Here is an 18,312-nt window from a genome sequence, read left to right as displayed (position 1 = left end):
CTGATGCGCATCACTAATGTGAAATTAAAGGAAAAAGAAGAAGGAGGCATATTTGATGAGTGCGAATGTTTCTATCAATGAAAAAGAAGAATTAGCAACAACAGCAAAGGCTGAACAAACCTATCAGGCGAAAGATGGTGCTGACGTTTTAGTGCAAGCATTGCATGATCAAGGTGTCGAAATTATTTTCGGTTATCCAGGCGGTGCTGTTCTGCAAATTTATGATGCAATGTATAAAAATCCAATTCGTCATATTTTAACTAGACATGAACAAGGTGCGATCCATGCGGCAGAGGGTTATGCACGGGTTTCCAATAAACCAGGTGTTGTTATTGCCACTAGTGGACCAGGGGCAACAAATCTAGTAACAGGTATTGCGGATGCTATGATTGACTCGATTCCTTTAGTTATTTTTACAGGTCAAGTGGCCACATCTGTCATTGGTACAGATGCATTCCAAGAAGCGGATATTATGGGAATTACAACACCAATTACAAAGCATAACTACCAAGTACAGGATGTCAATGACATTCCGCGTATTGTACAAGAAGCTTTCCATATCGCCAATACAGGCAGGAAAGGTCCCGTAGTAGTGGATTTCCCAAAAAATGTGTCTCAAATGCTGTTTGATGTGGAAAATCCGCCACAAGCTCCAAATGAAATTTATTTACCGGGTTATCAACCAACCTATAAGCCAAACTATTTACAAATACAAAAGGCGATTCAGGCAATTTCATTAGCAAAGAATCCTCTCATTTTAGCTGGTGCTGGTGTACTCTTTGCGGATGCACGTGAAGAATTAACAAGATTTGCTGAAAAATACCGTATTCCAGTAACTAACACGCTTTTAGGGCTTGGATCCATCCATGGAGAACATGAATTATTTATCGGAATGGCTGGTATGCATGGTACTGTTACAGCGAATACAGCTATTACAAAATCTGATTTATTATTAAATATTGGTGCTCGTTTTGATGATCGCCTTACAGGAAATTTAGCGACATTTGCTCCAAATGCAACAATTATACACATTGATATTGATCCAGCAGAAATTGGTAAGAATGTACCGACTGATATCCCGATTGTGGCAGATGCAAAGGAAGCATTAAAAGCATTGTTGAAAAAGGATTTTGAGGGTCCTGATACAGCAGAATGGCTTGCATACTTGAGAAATCATGCCAATGAATACCCTCTGTGGTACTGCAAAGATCCTGAAGAAAAGGAAGTTTTACCACAGGAAGCATTAGAGCTTGTGCATAAAATTACAGAAGGTGATGCAATTGTCACAACGGATGTTGGTCAGCACCAAATGTGGGCTGCACAATATTATCGCTTAAATAATGATCATGGATGGGTAACGTCTGGTGGACTTGGTACGATGGGCTTCGGCTTCCCAGCTGCAATTGGCGCCCAGTTTGCGAAGCCAGACAAAAAGGTTGTTTCTATTGTAGGAGATGCAGGGTTCCAAATGACTGCACAAGAGCTTTCCCTATTAAAAGAATTCAACCTACCAGTAAAGGTGGTAATTTTAAATAACAGCTGTCTTGGAATGGTACGCCAGTGGCAACAAACATTTTATGAGGAGCGCTATTCATCTTCATTAATGCCAATCCAACCAGACTTTGTTAAATTAGCTGATGCATATGGTATAAAGGGTTATCGTATTAATACAATCGATGAAGCGGAGAGCATTTTCCGTGAGGCACTTCTTTCAGATGATCCAGTATTAATTGATTGTCGTGTTAAACAGCTTGAATGTGTTTATCCTATGGTAGCACCTGGCAAAGGCTTACATGAAATGATCGGGGTGAAAAAGAATTGAAACGAGTAATTACAGTAACAGTGATTAACCAAAGCGGCGTATTAAACCGTGTAACGGGCTTGCTGATGAAACGCCAATTCAATATTGAATCCATTACAGTTGGTCATACGGAGCAGCCGAACTTCTCAAAAATGACATTTGTTGTAAATGTAGAAGATGAGAGTAAAATTGAACAGCTAGTAAAGCAGTTATCAAAACAAATTGATGTATTAAAGGTCAATGATATAACAGATAAATCAATCGTGTTACGTGAGTTAGCGCTTGTCAAAGTTATTTCACCACCAAACTTACGATTGGAAATGAATTCAATTGTTGAACCATTCCGTCCACAAATTATTGATACGGCAAAAAATGTTGTCACATATCAAGTTGTAGGACATCCAGATAAGATTGATGCCTTTATTGAACTCATTCGACCATATGGAATTAAAGAATTAACTCGCACAGGGGCAACTGCTTCTGTTCGAGAAACACAAAAAATCTCAAATCCACAGCTCTCTATTTTAAAATAGTTTGCATATAAAATTGATTGCTTTAGATGCATAGCGCAATTCTGTACTGTGCATTTAAAGTCAAAAATTAAACCCAAATTTAGGAGGAAACAAACAATGGCTACTATGTACTATGAACAAAACATCAACGAGGAAGTATTAAAAGGGAAAAAAATCGCAATTATCGGATATGGCTCACAAGGTCATGCACATGCACTTAATCTAAAAGAATCAGGCTTTGATGTAGTTGTAGGTGTTCGACCAGGTGGATCTTTCGATGCAGCTAAAGCTGATGGATTAGACGTTAAAACTGTGGCTGAGGCAGCACAAGAAGCAGACGTTATTCAAATCTTACTTCCAGATGAGCGCCAAAAAGCTGTCTATGAGGCTGAAATCGCTCCATATCTTGAAGCAGGTAAAGCACTTATGTTTGCACACGGCTTCAACATTCATTTCGGTCAAATTACACCACCAGCAGATGTTGATGTATTCTTAGTGGCACCAAAAGGTCCAGGACACTTAGTACGTCGTCAATACCAAGAGGGTGCAGGCGTACCAGGCTTATTCGCAATCCATCAAGATGCAACAGGTCAAGCGAAAGACTTAGCCCTAGCATATGGAAAAGGAATTGGCGCAGCTCGTGGTGGTCTTCTTGAAACTACATTTAAAGAGGAAACTGAAACAGACCTATTCGGTGAACAAGCAGTACTTTGTGGTGGTGCTACACAATTAGTAAGAGCTGGTTTTGAAACATTAGTTGAAGCTGGTTACCAACCAGAACTAGCATACTTTGAAACACTTCATGAATTAAAATTAATCGTTGACCTTATGTTTGAAGGTGGTATGGCAACAATGCGTTACTCAGTATCAGATACAGCTGAGTGGGGTGACTATGTTGCAGGACCACGTATTATCGATGAATCCGTAAAAGGTCGTATGAAAGAAGTATTAACAGATATCCAGGATGGTACGTTTGCTCGCCGTTGGATTCAAGAAAACGAAAACGGTCGTCCAGAATATACAAAATTCAAAGAAGCAGGTGCAAACCACCAAATCGAAGAAGTTGGTGCTAAATTACGTGCTATGATGCCATTCATCAACGAAGGGAAAGAAAAAGTTGTGAGAGAAGTAGCAACTAGTGCGAAAAATTGATATTTTCGATACAATTCTTCGCGATGGCGAAAAATCCGCTGGTATTAATTTAAATACAGCAGAAAAATTGAAATCGCCAAGCAACTGTTGGCAAGGGGCGCGATGCACTAGTTGAAGCCATCATTAATATTCGTTAATGGTGTGTCAACAACTGGCAGAAATTCCTCACAGGATGACTTAGAAGCTTCTGCAAAAGCTTATCTAAATGCGATTATTCGTCATTTAATTCAGACTAGTTTACGTGCACCTGTGAGTTAAGCATTAAGCCTCTGGTGAATGTCACAGATTAGTGGTAGTGAATGGACCTCGTATCATTCACATTGATGACTCTCATCTATTTTTGTAGATGAGAGTCTTTACTAAAATAGTGTATGTCTACACTATACAAAGAAAGGTGTTTTGACGATGGAGAAAAAAATTACAGTACTTCCTGGTGACGGAATTGGGCCAGAGGTTGTTGCTTCTGCTGTACGTGTATTGCAAGTAATCGGTAAACGTTTCAACCATACATTCCATTTAGGTTATGCAACAATCGGAGGCGCTGCCATCGACCAACACAATAATCCATTACCAGATGAGACGATTGAATTGTGTGAAAGCAGTGATGCAATTTTACTTGGGGCAGTAGGTGGTCCAAAATGGGATAATAATCCACCTGAATTACGTCCAGAAAAAGGCTTATTGCGTATTCGCAAGCATTTTGATTTATTTGCAAATCTACGTCCAGTAAAGGCGTTCCCGAGTTTACTTGATGCTTCACCATTAAAGCGTGAAGTTGCCGAAAACGTCGATTTAATGATTGTACGTGAATTAACAGGCGGCGTATACTTCGGGGAACCACGTATGCGTACTGAAAATGGTGCGATTGATACAACTGTTTATTCAACGGCTGAGGTTGAACGGATTGTTGAAAATGCCTTTGAATTAGCACGCTTACGTGGAGGTAAATTATGTTCTGTCGATAAAGCAAATGTACTGGAAACTAGTCGACTATGGCGTGAAGTAGTGGAAGCGAAGAAAAAAGAATATCCCGATGTACAGGTTGAGCATAATTTAGTCGATTCGGTGGCGATGAAATTAATTACAAATCCGGGTCACTATGATGTGGTTGTTACTGAAAATATGTTTGGTGATATTTTAAGTGATGAAGCCTCTGTTATTACAGGTTCTTTAGGTGTATTACCATCGGCCTCCATTCGTGGCGATAATTTCGGTCTATATGAACCAGTACATGGCTCAGCTCCAGAAATTGCTGGCCAAGGTGTAGCAAATCCAGCGGCAACTATTCTTTCTGTGGCGATGATGCTGCAATATTCATTTGGCTTAAAAGAAGAAGCAGCGGAAATTGAACGTGCTGTTAGTGCAGTATTTGATGATGGTTATTTCACAGCAGATCTTGCTCGCGATGGTGGTCGTATTCTATCTACGAATGAATGGACAGATAAAGTAATTAACGAAATTGATACTAGCTTTGTTTCGGAAAGCATTATGACAACATACATTTAAGAAATAGGTGAAGACAATGGGCAAAAATATAATTGAAAAGATTTGGGATAAACATGTTGTTTATCAGGAAGAGGGCAAACCTGACCTGTTATATATTGATCTTCATTTAATTCATGAAGTTACTTCTCCGCAGGCTTTTGAAGGTCTGCGTATGAACGGACGTAAGGTGCGTCGTCCAGATTTAAGCTTTGCAACAATGGATCATAACGTACCTACTAAAAATCTACCAACGATTAATGACCCAATTGCACGTAATCAAATTGAAACTTTGGCTAAAAATGCTGAAGAATTCGGTGTCGAGCTAGCTGGAATGGGGCACCCTGATCAGGGAATTGTTCATGTTATTGGACCAGAATTAGGCTTAACACAGCCTGGTAAAACAATTGTTTGTGGTGATTCCCATACATCCACACACGGTGCCTTTGGAGCTATTGCCTTTGGTATTGGAACGTCTGAGGTAGAGCATGTACTTTCAACACAAACCCTTTGGCAAAACAAGCCAAAAACAATGGAAATTCGTGTTGAAGGTGAACTACCTGTTGGTATAGCTGCAAAAGATATTATTCTAGCAATTATCGCTAAATTCGGTATCGGCGTTGGCACAGGGCATATTGTGGAATTCACTGGAGAGGCTATCCACAAGCTTTCAATGGAAGAACGTATGACGATTTGTAACATGTCAATTGAAGCAGGTGCAAAAGCTGGTCTTATTTCACCTGACCAAATAACTGTTGACTATATTCGTGGTCGTAAATATGCACCTCAAGGCGAAAAATTTGATGAAGCGGCAGCCTATTGGGTGAGCCTTGCTTCTGATGAGGACGCAACATATGATACAGTTCGTATTATTAAAGCAGAAGAAATTGAGCCAATCATTACTTGGGGAACAAATCCTTCAATGGGTACTGGTGTCTCAGGAACTGTTCCAACACAAGCGGATTACAAGGATGAATCAGATAAAGCGGCACTTCGCAAAGCACTTGCCTATATGGGCTTAAAAGAAGGGCAACCATTAACATCCATCGATATCCAACATGTATTTATCGGCTCATGTACAAACTCACGCATTAGTGATTTACGTGCAGCTGCAAGTGTCATCCAAGGAAGAAAGGTACATGATAATGTCACAGCAATCGTTGTACCAGGTTCCCATTCTACAAAAAAGCAAGCTGAGGCAGAAGGGTTAGATAAAATCTTTACAGAAGCAGGCTTCGAATGGCGTGAATCGGGTTGCTCCATGTGCTTAGCTATGAATGATGATGTTGTACCTGCTGGCGAACGCTGTGCATCTACATCCAACCGTAACTTTGAAGGGCGCCAAGGAGCAGGTTCTCGTACACACCTTGTTTCACCACCAATGGCAGCAGCCGCAGCAATTGCTGGACATTTTGTGGATGTACGTGAATTTGTAAAGGAAACGGTGTAAGTTTGTTTTTACACGGAAGGGATGATTGAACATGGAACCAATTAATATCGTGAATAGTGTCATAACGCCACTTGATCGTAAAAACGTAGATACAGATCAAATTATTTCGAAAGAGTTTCTAAAACGAATTGAGCGCACAGGCTTTGGACAATTTTTATTTTACCATTGGCGTTTTGACGCACAGGGTAATGAAATTCCAGATTTTATATTGAATAAACCTGAATTTAAAAACTCCAAAATTTTAGTAGCGCAGGATAACTTTGGATGTGGCTCTTCTCGCGAACATGCTCCATGGGCTATCCTAGATTATGGCTTCAATGTTGTCATCGCACCATCATTTGCAGATATTTTCCATAATAACTGCTTTAAAAATGGTATTTTACCAATTAAGCTAACTGAAGCAGAATGTGATGAAATTTTAGCAAAGAGTCTCGCTAAACCTTACATGATGGAAGTCAATCTGGAAGCTCAAACAGTAACTGGTGAAGATGGAAACATTTATAAGTTTAACATCGATTCTTATTATAAAGAAACATTACTAAATGGCTGGGATGAAATTGCTCTAACGATTAAATACGAGGAACAAATTGCTGCTTACGAAGCAAAACGTATTGCATTTTAATAGATGATTTTCCTTAAGACTGAAGACGAGGTACAATTGTCTTCAGTTTTTTTATTGCAGTTAGATGTTGCTGGTTAAATGGAGGATGCTAAATGCTCAGGTAATGGGAAACTGCTCAGGAACCAAGAAGAACCGCTCAGGAACCAGTAAGATCTCCGCCCGGCTAGGAGAGAAAAGGGCTCAGGTGGTATCAAGAATCGCTCAGCCAGAAGAGAAAAACGCTCAGGTGCCATCAAGAATCGCTCGGCTAGGGTAGTAAAGCGCTCAGGTACCATCAAGAATCGCTCGGCTAGGAGAGAAAAGCGCTCAGGTGGCATCAAAAATCGCTCGGCCAGGAAAGAAAAGGGCTCAGGTACCATCAAGAACCGCTCGGCCAGGAGAGAAAAGCGTTCAGGTGCCATCAAGAATCGCTCGGCCAGAAGAGAAAAGCGCTCAGGTACCATCAAGAACCGCTCGGCCAGAAGAGAAAAACGCTCAGGTGCCGTCCAGAATCGCTCGGCCAGAAGAGAAAAGCGCTCAGGTGCCGTCCAGAATCGCTCGGCCAGGAGAGAAAAGGGCTCAGGTGCCGTCCAGAATCACTCGGCCAGGAAAGAAAAGGGCTCAGGTGCCATCAAGGATCGCTCGGCCAGGATAGTAAATCGCTCAGGTGCCGTCCAGAATCGCTCGGTCAGGAGAGAAAAGTGGTCTTCTGTCAAGAGAAGTGGACATAAAAAAGTGAGAGCTTCAAAGCTACCGCACTGCGTTTGGTGGGCAATGGAAGTCAATTGTTCAAAGAGCTTGAACAATTGATTTCCATCCTTGAAAACGGTTTTGAGGATTAACTTGCGTGTTTCTGAAACGTCAAGCGTTCAAATTGGTTCGGTGAACGATAGCCAAGGGTCCGAATGTCTTCTATGTTCATTATAAAAATTTGAAATATAACCATTTATCGCTTTGAAATTGCTGCTTTCTTTGTTTTTGGGATTTTTGGCGGTCAATCATTTCTTTTTATGGTCGCATGAAACGATTCAGTGCAGGCATTGTATCATACGGATCGCCTTTTTACTCCATACCCGTTTGGCAGCCATGCTTTTTAAAAGTTCGATATATTCCGTTGAACAGTATAGCGCCCACGGTCTGAATGATGAATAGGTCCTTTTTGGTCGGCGTATATGAAGGAACGCTTTTTCAAAGCTATTAACACTAAATCTACTTTTTCATATGATGTGCATTTCCCGCTACAATTTTACGAGAATACAAATCCATAATACTACGCTAAATGCCATCCCTCCAGCGTTCGGATGCAGGTAATATCCAGCGACCCATGCTCGACCGTCTGGTTCTTCCACATAAAACATGCGTTTCAGTATAACCGAGGATACACCAGTGCGTCATGATTTGGAATCTGTTGTCGTCCATAGCTTCTCGGCTGTGTTGCGCACAGTTCCAGTCCTCGCATGATGTTTGCCGCTTTTTTGTGAAAGAGGATAACCCCATTCAACAGATCTTTATGTACTCGCAGACTGCCATACGTACCATAGCTTTCATGAAACGATTGTTTGAACGTTTTTTGTGTGACTTTCATTTTATATTCTTCTTTTTCTGTTATCGAGTGCTGCCTGTTTTGCCAACCATTTATAATAGCCACTCGTCGATACTTTTAGAACACGGCACATCTTTACAATCGAAAACTCACTGTTTATGCGCTTCAATAAATTCAAACACTGCTGCGGGTTTTTTGGCAAAAGATGTTGCATCGCCTTTTTAGAATTGCATTCTCCTCTTCTAAGTCACGAAGTTGCTTTTCATAAGTTGCTACAACTTCTTTAGCAGCTCGAAGGGGTTATATATCTCACGTCTCCGTTTCTTGCTTTTTTCCATCACGATACTTTTTACCCAGCGGTGAATGAGAAGATTCCCCAAGCCCCTAATTCCTACGATAATTCTGTTACTTTTTCGATTTTCTTCTACTACTAATTCTACAACATAATCACGATATTCTTGGAGTTTATTTTTTAGTCATTCGGTTTTTACGTCCTTTAAAATAGTTATTTCTATCATAGCTACTCTCGGTTTTCCAGTGTCCACTTTTTTATACTAACCTCAAAAGCGCTCAGGTACCATCAAGAATCGCTCGGCCAGGAGAGAAAAGCGCTCAGGTGCCATCAAAAATCGCTTAGCTGGGAGAAAAAACCGCTCGTTATTCTTGTTCCTATCATGTTTTTTTCGATAGAATATAAGCAATGAAAGGTAGTGAAAAAGATGATTACAGTTATTGGGAGTCTTAATATGGATTTGGTTGTACAAATGGATACTTTTCCAAAGCAAGGTGAAACGATTTTTGGTTCAGCGTTTAAAACGGCACCAGGCGGTAAGGGGGCCAATCAGGCAATTGCTGCTGCACGTCTTGGAAGCGAAGTTTCAATGATTGGCTGTGTAGGCAATGATAGCTTTGGTGATACCCTACGAAAGGTTTTATCGCAAGAGTCAATTCAAACTAAGGCCATTAAAAGTACGGCAGTGCCTACTGGGATTGCAAATATATTAATCTATAATCAAGATAACCGCATTATTGTAGTGCCTGGCGCAAATTATGAGTTAAAGCCTGCTCAGGTCGAAGCGGCAAGGGAAATTATTCAGCAAAGTCAAATGGTCATTATACAGCTCGAAATTCCCAAGGAAACTGTTGCCTATGCCATAAAATTATGCAAAGAAGCCCAAATACCTGTGCTATTAAATCCTGCTCCAGCAGCTAATTTTGATGTCCAATGGATGGAAGATATTTCGTATATTACACCGAATGAAACGGAATGTGCAGAAATTTTTGGCGATGATTTTGACACTATTTTAAAAAAATATCCAAATAAAACGATTATAACCTTAGGTAGTGACGGAGCTCGTTATTTTGATGGGGAATATCAGATTCATGTGCCAGCTTATATGACAAAAGCGGTAGATACAACAGGTGCAGGTGATACGTTTAACGGAGCACTTGCCTATGCTTTAGTTGAAGGTCAGTCATTAGATCAGGCTCTATATTTTGCTAACATTGCAGCCTCTTTATCCGTAGAGAAATTTGGCGCTCAAGCTGGCATGCCAACACTTGGAGAGGTATATGCACGTATGGCTGGATTAGAAGAATAATAGATATAAAATTTATTTTCTCAATAATAGGGAATAATATACGTAATAGATGATTAAATATGCATGATATAATTCCTAATTTTGACGACTCTATGTAAGTATTTTGTCCTTTTTTGTCAATATTTCTTAGTACTATGTATTAGAAAAGGATTCGTATCATTTATAATGGACTTATAGATACATACGAAAAGAGGTTTTGAGGATGACAAACATTGACAACCTGCCAATCGAAAATACAGCCTCAGCAAATAATATTTTACCACAGCTTGTTGATCGTTTAAGACAATTGCATGGCATCATCGTACAGAATACATATGTAAAAGACACAGCTAAGCATCTTAATCGAATTATACAGGATGCCAATAATCAAACGATGATTCTTATTGTGGGAAAAGAGCGTGTTGGCAAAACAACACTTGTGAACGGGCTTTTAGGACGTCACGTTTTACCTGTGAGTGAACAGCATCCAACTGGCGTAAATACATTTTTGCGATATGGCGAACATGAAGAAATAAGAGCCTATTTTTTGGATGGTGTTGTGGCAATATTTGATATGAGTAAGCTTGAATTACTGACAACTGGTGATACTTTCGCATCGGAAATATTACGGGAGCATTTAGATTACTTGGAGGTTTATCTAAAAAATGATTTATTAAAGTCAGTAACAATTATTGATTCAGTGTCATTGGAAGCTGGCGGTGGGGAAAGAGCTTACTTCTCTGAGTCATTAATTAATCGAGTGGATGAAATTTTTTGGGTTTTACGCTCAGGTTCTATGGCCATTGATGCGGAAATATTATTAATGGAGACCTTAAAAAATAAAGGTGTTGAACCACATTGTGTGATAAATGGGATAGATTCGAATGAAGAAACAGAGGGGTTTATTCTTTCGGAGAGAGAACGACTTGGTCATCTAGTCAGTGATTTTATTCCTATCTCAGCAACAAATGCACTGAAGGCTCAACAAACTAATAATGATGAGCTATGGCATAAGAGCCAATATGAGCAATTAATCACACAAATTCATCGAGTTGCAGAAAATAGTGATAAAAAAACGTATGCTATTTTAATTCGCTTTTTGCAATGGCTAGAACGATTCCGCTTTGAATTAACTGTGATTCCTCAACGTGATCCATTCCAATCTGCCGTTGAGAACATTGAAAAATATGCAGGCGATACTCAATATGAGTTTTCTCGCTATCAACGCGATTTAACGATTGTCACAGAATATGAACAAGAATATGAAGATGTCGCCAATGTATTTAAAAATGTTCAGACATTATATCAGCTATTACAAACTATTTCTCAGCATGACTATTTGCAGGACAACATTGTAGAAGGCTTTACAGAAAAGGCCATACATTATCAGCAAGTGTTACGAGAATATCGCAATATGTATAGCGAATATAATCGTGAATATGATCGATTGGATGCACAGCATAAAAAAATTCATGGAAAAGGATTAATGAAAGCAATTTTTGGTCAGCATACCCAAAATGAATTTTTCAAGGAACGTGTGAATAAGCTAAATGAGCAGCAGGCTGTTTGTATTGAACAGTTTGAGAAAATACAGGAAGCAGAGGCAATCATGCTTCAGGCTATTCATCCTATCCAAAGCTATCTAATGGATTTAACGAAAAAACGTTTGCAACGCATTGAGCAAAAGGTACAAGAGCTCAATCAACAGCGTTCAAAAGAAAAACGCCAATTAAAATTATATGCCAATAAATTAAATGAATTTTCTTGTTTAATCGAAGCACAGGGCTATATTAAGGAAAACATTCAGCCGTTTTTATTAAATGGACAAATGCCGCTTAAAGCAAAAGACCTTGAAATGCTAAAAGAGACAATCCATAGTATTATGAACATTGATTTATCTTATAATGGTATTCTTGCACGAAGCCAAATGAATAATAAGATGGAAAGCATTGCAATTCCTTTTGATGTTCAAGATAAATATCCAATTTATGCATTAAGCTTAATAGAAACAGATGTAAAATCAAATGATATTCCAGACATACCGAAAAAATTAGATATTTATTATGAGGAGTAAGATGCTAGAAAAATGTTCTAAAAGTATTGTCAACTTTTAGAACATTTTTTCATTTGAAACAAATGATGGTATTTGTCCGTATAGTTAGGGAGGAGGGATTTTTATGATTACTGTTAACGGACGTTTTACAGAAGCGAAAATTTATGCTAAAACCGCACTGCCATCAGCTATTGATCAAATTCAAGAATTAACAGATCAGGCCTTTATGGCAGGCACGAAAATACGAATTATGCCAGATTACCATGCAGGAAAGGGGTGTGTGATTGGCACAACTATTCAGCTACAAGATCGAGTGGTCCCTAACCTTGTCGGTGTTGATGTTGGCTGCGGTGTTTTTGTAGCGGAATTGGATGCATCAGCTATTGATTTTGCTAAGCTGGATGCAACTATTAGAGATTATGTACCTAGTGGGCAGGACGTTCATCCTGAAGTTTCACCTACACGCCAATTTATAGAATTTGAAGGAAATCAATTTAAGGCGAGCGGAATAAAGGATGAATATACCAATCTATCATTAGGTACACTTGGTGGAGGAAATCATTTCATCGAATTGGCAAAAGACGAAAACGATGTCCATTATTTATTAATTCATACTGGCTCCCGATATGTTGGCGCCAAAGTAGCTAACTGGCATCAAAAGAGAGCCTATGAAACATTGCGTCGAGAGGATTTAACAGTAAAGATTGAGGAGCTGAAAGCACAGGGGCGACACAAAGAAATACAAGCAATGATAAAGGCCTACAAAGAACAAAACCCTTTAGTTCCCAAAGACTTAGCTTATTTAGAAGGCGATTATTTCCATGATTATATGCATGATATGAAAATCGCGCAGCAATATGCTCGAATGAATCGTTGGATCATTGCTGAAACAATAGCTCAGCATATGGGCTGGAATTTTAATGAAACCTTTGATACTATTCATAACTATATTGATACAGATACCATGACATTACGAAAAGGAGCAGTTCGTGCCAATAAAGGAGAAAAATTAGTCATTCCTATGAATATGAGAGACGGCTCGCTGATTTGTGTGGGAAAAGGAAATGAGGATTGGAATTTCTCAGCACCTCATGGAGCAGGGCGAATGTACTCTAGACGAGCAGCTAAGGCGACATTAAATATGGCTGATTTTAAAGAAACAATGCAAGGTATATGGACAACATCCGTAAATGAGGAAACATTAGATGAGGCTCCTATGGCCTACAAGCCAATGATAGAGATTACATCGGCTATTGAAGAAACGGTGGATATAATCAAAGTTATTAAACCTGTTTATAATTTTAAAGCGAGTGAAGCAGCAATGCCGTATGATCGAAAAAAATAAATACCTTTCAAAATGTTAAATCACTCATTATACATCTATGACTGTCTATTAACATTATCCCTGTAATGGTATAAAATAGGCTTACAAAGATGAAATGGGTGGTTTTTTGGTATCTTCAAAAGATGTGGCAAAGTATGCAGGTGTTTCTCAAACAACTGTATCTAGAGTATTAAATACGCCTGAGTTAGTGAAGCCGAAAACAATTGAAAAGGTAATGAGGGCGATTGAAGAATTAAACTATATTCCAAATGATATAGCGAGATCACTTGTTCAGCAAAAAACAGGGACAATTACATTGATTTCAGGACCTTTACACAATCCTTTTTTTGTTGATACAACAACAGCAATTGTTAACTATGTCAATGCTCGGGGCTATAAAGTTCATGTTTATTTTGGAACGGAGGATAACTTAGACACGATTTATAATTCTGTTTTAGAAACGAAGGCAGATGCGATTATTTTATCATCTATGCTATATACCGATCCTTTATTTTTTAAGTTAGAAAAATTAGGCATACCTTTTATTATGTTTAATCGCAAGCATCAAGAAAATAGACATTTTGTAGAGATAAATAATGTAGAAGCTGGATATATCGCGACAAATCATATTTTATCTTTAGGTCATCGAGATATTTGTTGGATTGGTGGCCCTCATGAAATGAGTACCTTTTATGGAAGGTATAAGGGCTTTCAAAAGGCCTTAGAGGATCATCAGATTGATGCAAAAGCGATGCCGTCTTTTTTTACAAATACCAATAAAATTGATATTGAACGAGTTTTTGAAGAGATTGTGCAGCTTCCAAAGCGACCAACTGCTATTTGTGCTGCGACGGATGCTATAGCGATTGAAATATTAAATTTATGCTTAGCACAAGGCTATAGGGTACCAGGGGATTTTAACGTAATAGGTATAGATAATGTCGAGCTTAGTAAGCATCATTCTATTGCCTTAACAACGGTAGGCTTAGAATCAGAAAAAAATCTTGGATTTATGGCAATTGAAAAATTATTTGAGGTCATGGAGAAAAAAAGTACTTGCATACAGCAAACAGAATCTGTTAAACTTTTCCCAAGAAATACAACGTGTAAGAAAATAAACTGATAAAATGTCAGTTTGTTTTTTTTACACCAAAAATGGTTACGTATTCATTTCTTTATATTCAGAAATGAATACGTAACCATAATGAAGGAAGGAGTGATGAAGTCTTGAAAAGGGGCTTATGGATGAATGGACAATGGCAAATGACAGACGAATTTATGGAGGTTCAAGCCCCCTATTCGAAAGAGGTAATTGCACAGTTTGCGATGGCAACTGAACAGGATGTACAGTATGCCATTGAAAGTGCACAAGCAGCAGCCTCTGAAATGGCAGCCTTAACTGCGTTCCAACGAGCAGAAATTTTAGAGCATCTATCTAGATTGTTTTTGGAAAATCGTGAGGAAGCAGCTAGTATTATTTCACTAGAATCAGCAAAGCCATTAAAGTATGCCTATGCTGAAATTGATCGTACGATTGAAACCTATAAATTTGCAGCAGAGGAAGCAAAACGTTTATCTGGCGAAATGATTCCGATGGACGCTTCTAAAAATGGAGAAGGGCGCTTTGCTTATACCATCCGAGAACCAATAGGCGTTATTGCAGCTATTACACCATTTAACTTTCCACAAAATCTCGTAGCGCATAAGGTGGGTCCAGCTTTAGCTGCGGGTAATACGATTGTGTTAAAGCCAGCTACTCAAACAGCTTTATCTGCCCATTTTCTAGCAAAATTATTGGCACAAACTAATTTACCAGCAGGCGCTTTTAATCTAGTGACTGGGCAAGGGAAATTAGTAGGAGATGTATTTTTAGCACATCCAAATGTAAAAATGATAACGTTTACGGGAAGTCCTGCTGTAGGGATTTCATTACGAAATCGTGCTGGTTTAAAAAAGGTAACATTAGAATTAGGCTCAAATGCAGGGGTGATTGTTGACGAAGGGGTTCAGCTTGATCAGATTATGGACCGAATTGTAATGGGGGCATTTTCAAATCAAGGTCAGGTATGTATCTCATTACAACGGATATATGTAATGGAAAGCATGTTGCAAGCGTTTTTAGAAAAGCTAAGTGCAAAAGTAGCACAGCTTATTATAGGTGATCCTCTTGACCAAACAACGGATATAGCCATGATGATTTCAGAAACTGAACAACAACGGGCCCTTCAATGGATTAAAGAAGCGGTTGCTGAAGGGGCAAAAATAATAACTGGTGGCCATATTGAAAATAATGTTCTACTGCCAACTGTTTTATCCAACGTATCCTCACATAGCAGAGTATCATGTGAAGAAATTTTTGCACCAGTTGTGATCGTAAATTCAGTGTCTACTATAGAAGAGGCAATAGAAGCTGTTAACGATTCTCATTATGGCTTACAGGCAGGTATTTTTACACCATCGATAGAGACTGCTTTTAAGGCTTCTAAGGCATTACAGGTGGGGGGTGTCCTTATCAATGACGTGCCGACCTATCGTGTAGATCATATGCCGTATGGTGGCGTAAAAGAAAGTGGCACAGGTCGTGAGGGCATTAAGTATGCAAGCGAGGAAATGACAGAAATGAAGCTCATTATTTGGAATAACAATTAATCATGAATGGAGATGGGAAAAATGAACATCATCAAACAACACCCAAAATTGTATGTAATGGACAATGGTACGATGCGAATGGATAAAAACTATATGATTGCTATGCATAATCCAGCAACTATCGATCATCCAAACCAGCCAAATGAATTTGTAGAATTTCCAGTATATACAGTGTTAATTGATCATCCAGAGGGCAAAATTTTATTTGATACTGCATGTAATCCAAACTCGATGGGACCTGAAGGGCGTTGGGGAGAATTTACACAAAAAGCATTCCCTATTAATATGCCAGAAGAATGCTATTTACATCATCGTTTAGAAGAATTAAACGTTCGTCCTGAGGATATCAAATATGTAGTTGCTTCCCATTTGCATCTCGATCATGCAGGTTGCTTAGAACTATTTACCAATGCGACGATTATTGTACAGGAAGATGAATTCAATGGAACACTCCAAACCTATGCAAGAAATGTAAAAGAAGGTGCCTATATTTGGGGTGACATTGATATGTGGATTAAAAATAATCTACAATGGCGCCTCATTAAACGCAGTGAGGACAACGTGAAGCTTGCGGAAGGGATTCAAGTATTGAATTTTGGCAGTGGCCATGCTTGGGGCATGCTTGGTCTTCATATTAATATGCCTGAAACGGGTGGTATTATTTTAGCTTCAGATGCCATTTATACAGCCGAAAGCTTTGGTCCGCCGGTAAAGCCACCAGGAATTATTTATGATTCGGTCGGCTATAATTCTACCGTTGAACGAATTCGCCGACTTGCTAATGAAACGAATTCACAGGTTTGGTTTGGCCATGATCCTGTCCAGTTTAAATCATTTAGAAAATCCACGGAAGGTCACTATGAATAGATTGGAGTAGATCATTTATGCATAAATTAACCTTTACTCCTGTAAGTTATACAGGCTGGGGATGTTTACATCAGCTTCTACCTGAAGTAGAAAGATTTAAAGCTACCAATATTTTAATTGTCACAGATCCATTTTTAAAAGAACTAGGGTTAACAGATAAAATCGAACAATCCTTGCTTGCAAAAGGATATGCGACTACGATTTATACAGATATTGCCCCAGAGCCACCGCTTGCTATTGGAGAAAAGCTAGTTGCCTTTACTAGGAAACATCACTTTGATCTAGTCATCGGATTAGGTGGCGGAAGTGCTCTAGATTTAGCCAAGCTTGCTGCCGTTTTAGCAGTACATGATGGAAAAGTGGCAGATTACTTAAATTTAACAGGTACAAAAACACTTGAACAAAAAGGATTACCCAAAATTTTAATACCAACTACATCTGGAACAGGCTCAGAAGTGACAAATATTTCTGTGTTGTCGCTTGAAACAACAAAAGACGTTGTGACACATGACTATTTATTGGCGGATATTGCCATCGTAGACCCAGAGCTTACGATTTCATTACCACCTAAGGTAACGGCTGCAACGGGTGTAGATGCCTTAACACATGCAATTGAGGCATATGTTTCAATCAATGCCAATGAGGTGACCGATGCCCTTGCACTACAGGCAATTCGCTTAATTAGTGGCTCCATTCGCACGGCTGTCCATGAAGGACAAAATAGGCAGGCACGTTCAGATATGAGCTATGGTAGTTATTTAGCTGGCTTGGCCTTCTTCAATGCTGGAGTAGCAGGTGTACATGCTCTAGCCTATCCATTAGGTGGTCAATTCCATATAGCTCATGGTGACTCCAATGCAGTGCTTTTACCGTATGTCATGGGATATATTCGTCAAAGCTGTGAAAAACGTATGAAGGATATTTTAGATGCAATGGGTATCTCATCTGCCTATTTATCGCAAGAAGAGGCTTCCTATAAATGTGTAGATGCATTACAACAACTGGTTCAAGATGTAAATATTCCTTCTACTTTAAAAGGGTTTAATATACCAGAAGATGCCTTAGAGCAATTAACGGACGATGCAACAAAACAAACAAGAATCTTAGCACGAAGTCCGATGCTGCTAGAACGAGAAGATATCTATACGATTTATCTAGCTGCATTTGATGGAGAAATGCGAGAGCCTCACCAATTATAAAGAAAAAAAGGGAAACGTTGATTTTTGACGTTTCTCTTTTTTATGAAGAAATCTAAAATTAAAATGAACGATATAGTCATTTCAACAGTCTAATTAGTA

General features: G+C 39.0%; 15 protein-coding genes. 14 read left to right on the top strand and 1 reads right to left on the bottom strand.

The window, feature by feature from the left end:
- Window positions 1-55 precede the first annotated feature (55 nt).
- The 7 genes from ilvB to leuD all read left to right on the top strand — a co-directional run bounded on the left by ilvB (window position 56) and on the right by leuD (window position 7,019).
- The gene (gene ilvB, locus QNH24_RS15095; protein WP_283868396.1) at window positions 56-1,822 is read left to right on the top strand and encodes a biosynthetic-type acetolactate synthase large subunit; all 1,767 of its coding nucleotides are present in this window, start codon (window positions 56-58) and stop codon (window positions 1,820-1,822) included.
- On the top strand, window positions 1,819-2,334 hold the full coding sequence (ilvN, locus tag QNH24_RS15090; protein ID WP_283868395.1) for an acetolactate synthase small subunit: 516 nt from the start codon (window positions 1,819-1,821) through the stop codon (window positions 2,332-2,334). Before ilvB ends, ilvN begins: the two co-directional genes overlap by 4 nt.
- A gap of 96 nt (window positions 2,335-2,430) precedes the next feature.
- The gene (gene ilvC, locus QNH24_RS15085) at window positions 2,431-3,465 is read left to right on the top strand and encodes a ketol-acid reductoisomerase (RefSeq protein WP_283868394.1); all 1,035 of its coding nucleotides are present in this window, start codon (window positions 2,431-2,433) and stop codon (window positions 3,463-3,465) included.
- A 111-nt stretch (window positions 3,466-3,576) separates the two neighbouring features.
- Complete coding sequence (locus QNH24_RS15080) at window positions 3,577-3,723, top strand: hypothetical protein (protein ID WP_283868393.1); 147 nt, start codon at window positions 3,577-3,579, stop codon at window positions 3,721-3,723.
- A 147-nt stretch (window positions 3,724-3,870) separates the two neighbouring features.
- Window positions 3,871-4,971, top strand: coding sequence for a 3-isopropylmalate dehydrogenase (leuB, locus tag QNH24_RS15075; RefSeq protein ID WP_283868392.1), 1,101 nt, complete (start codon window positions 3,871-3,873; stop codon window positions 4,969-4,971).
- A gap of 16 nt (window positions 4,972-4,987) precedes the next feature.
- Complete coding sequence (leuC, locus tag QNH24_RS15070) at window positions 4,988-6,397, top strand: 3-isopropylmalate dehydratase large subunit (RefSeq protein ID WP_283868391.1); 1,410 nt, start codon at window positions 4,988-4,990, stop codon at window positions 6,395-6,397.
- A gap of 31 nt (window positions 6,398-6,428) precedes the next feature.
- Window positions 6,429-7,019: a 3-isopropylmalate dehydratase small subunit gene (gene leuD / locus QNH24_RS15065; RefSeq protein WP_283868390.1), complete on the top strand. Its 591-nt coding sequence runs from the start codon at window positions 6,429-6,431 to the stop codon at window positions 7,017-7,019.
- Between the two features lie 1,342 nt (window positions 7,020-8,361).
- Here the strand turns inward: leuD and QNH24_RS26315 are convergent.
- Window positions 8,362-8,583, bottom strand: coding sequence for a helix-turn-helix domain-containing protein (locus QNH24_RS26315; RefSeq protein WP_430673881.1), 222 nt, complete (start codon window positions 8,581-8,583; stop codon window positions 8,362-8,364).
- 677 nt (window positions 8,584-9,260) lie between these two features.
- Here QNH24_RS26315 and rbsK point away from each other — a divergent pair.
- The 7 genes from rbsK to QNH24_RS15030 all read left to right on the top strand — a co-directional run bounded on the left by rbsK (window position 9,261) and on the right by QNH24_RS15030 (window position 18,213).
- Window positions 9,261-10,142, top strand: a complete 882-nt coding sequence (gene rbsK, locus QNH24_RS15060) for a ribokinase (protein WP_283868387.1) — start codon at window positions 9,261-9,263, stop codon at window positions 10,140-10,142.
- A gap of 202 nt (window positions 10,143-10,344) precedes the next feature.
- Window positions 10,345-12,195, top strand: coding sequence for a dynamin family protein (locus tag QNH24_RS15055; protein ID WP_283868386.1), 1,851 nt, complete (start codon window positions 10,345-10,347; stop codon window positions 12,193-12,195).
- A gap of 103 nt (window positions 12,196-12,298) precedes the next feature.
- Complete coding sequence (locus QNH24_RS15050; RefSeq protein WP_283868385.1) at window positions 12,299-13,519, top strand: RtcB family protein; 1,221 nt, start codon at window positions 12,299-12,301, stop codon at window positions 13,517-13,519.
- A gap of 106 nt (window positions 13,520-13,625) precedes the next feature.
- Window positions 13,626-14,621 (top strand): LacI family DNA-binding transcriptional regulator, encoded by a 996-nt coding sequence (locus QNH24_RS15045; protein WP_283868384.1) that lies wholly within the window; start codon window positions 13,626-13,628, stop codon window positions 14,619-14,621.
- A 104-nt stretch (window positions 14,622-14,725) separates the two neighbouring features.
- A complete protein-coding gene (locus QNH24_RS15040) occupies window positions 14,726-16,147 on the top strand; it encodes an aldehyde dehydrogenase family protein (RefSeq protein WP_283868383.1) in 1,422 nt (473 codons plus the stop codon).
- Between the two features lie 21 nt (window positions 16,148-16,168).
- Window positions 16,169-17,014 carry an AhlS family quorum-quenching N-acyl homoserine lactonase gene (gene ahlS / locus QNH24_RS15035; RefSeq protein WP_283868382.1) on the top strand — a complete coding sequence of 282 codons (846 nt, stop codon included), beginning with the start codon at window positions 16,169-16,171 and terminating at the stop codon, window positions 17,012-17,014.
- Window positions 17,015-17,031: 17 nt separating this feature from the next.
- Window positions 17,032-18,213, top strand: a complete 1,182-nt coding sequence (locus tag QNH24_RS15030; RefSeq protein ID WP_283868381.1) for an iron-containing alcohol dehydrogenase — start codon at window positions 17,032-17,034, stop codon at window positions 18,211-18,213.
- The last annotated feature ends 99 nt before the right edge of the window (window positions 18,214-18,312 follow it).

The sequence above is a fragment of the Lysinibacillus pakistanensis genome (genome assembly GCF_030123245.1).
In the GTDB taxonomy this organism is placed as follows: Bacteria; Bacillota; Bacilli; order Bacillales_A; family Planococcaceae; genus Lysinibacillus; species Lysinibacillus pakistanensis.
Note: the sequence above shows the minus strand (reverse complement) of the source record. Positions and strands in the feature narration are given on the sequence as shown.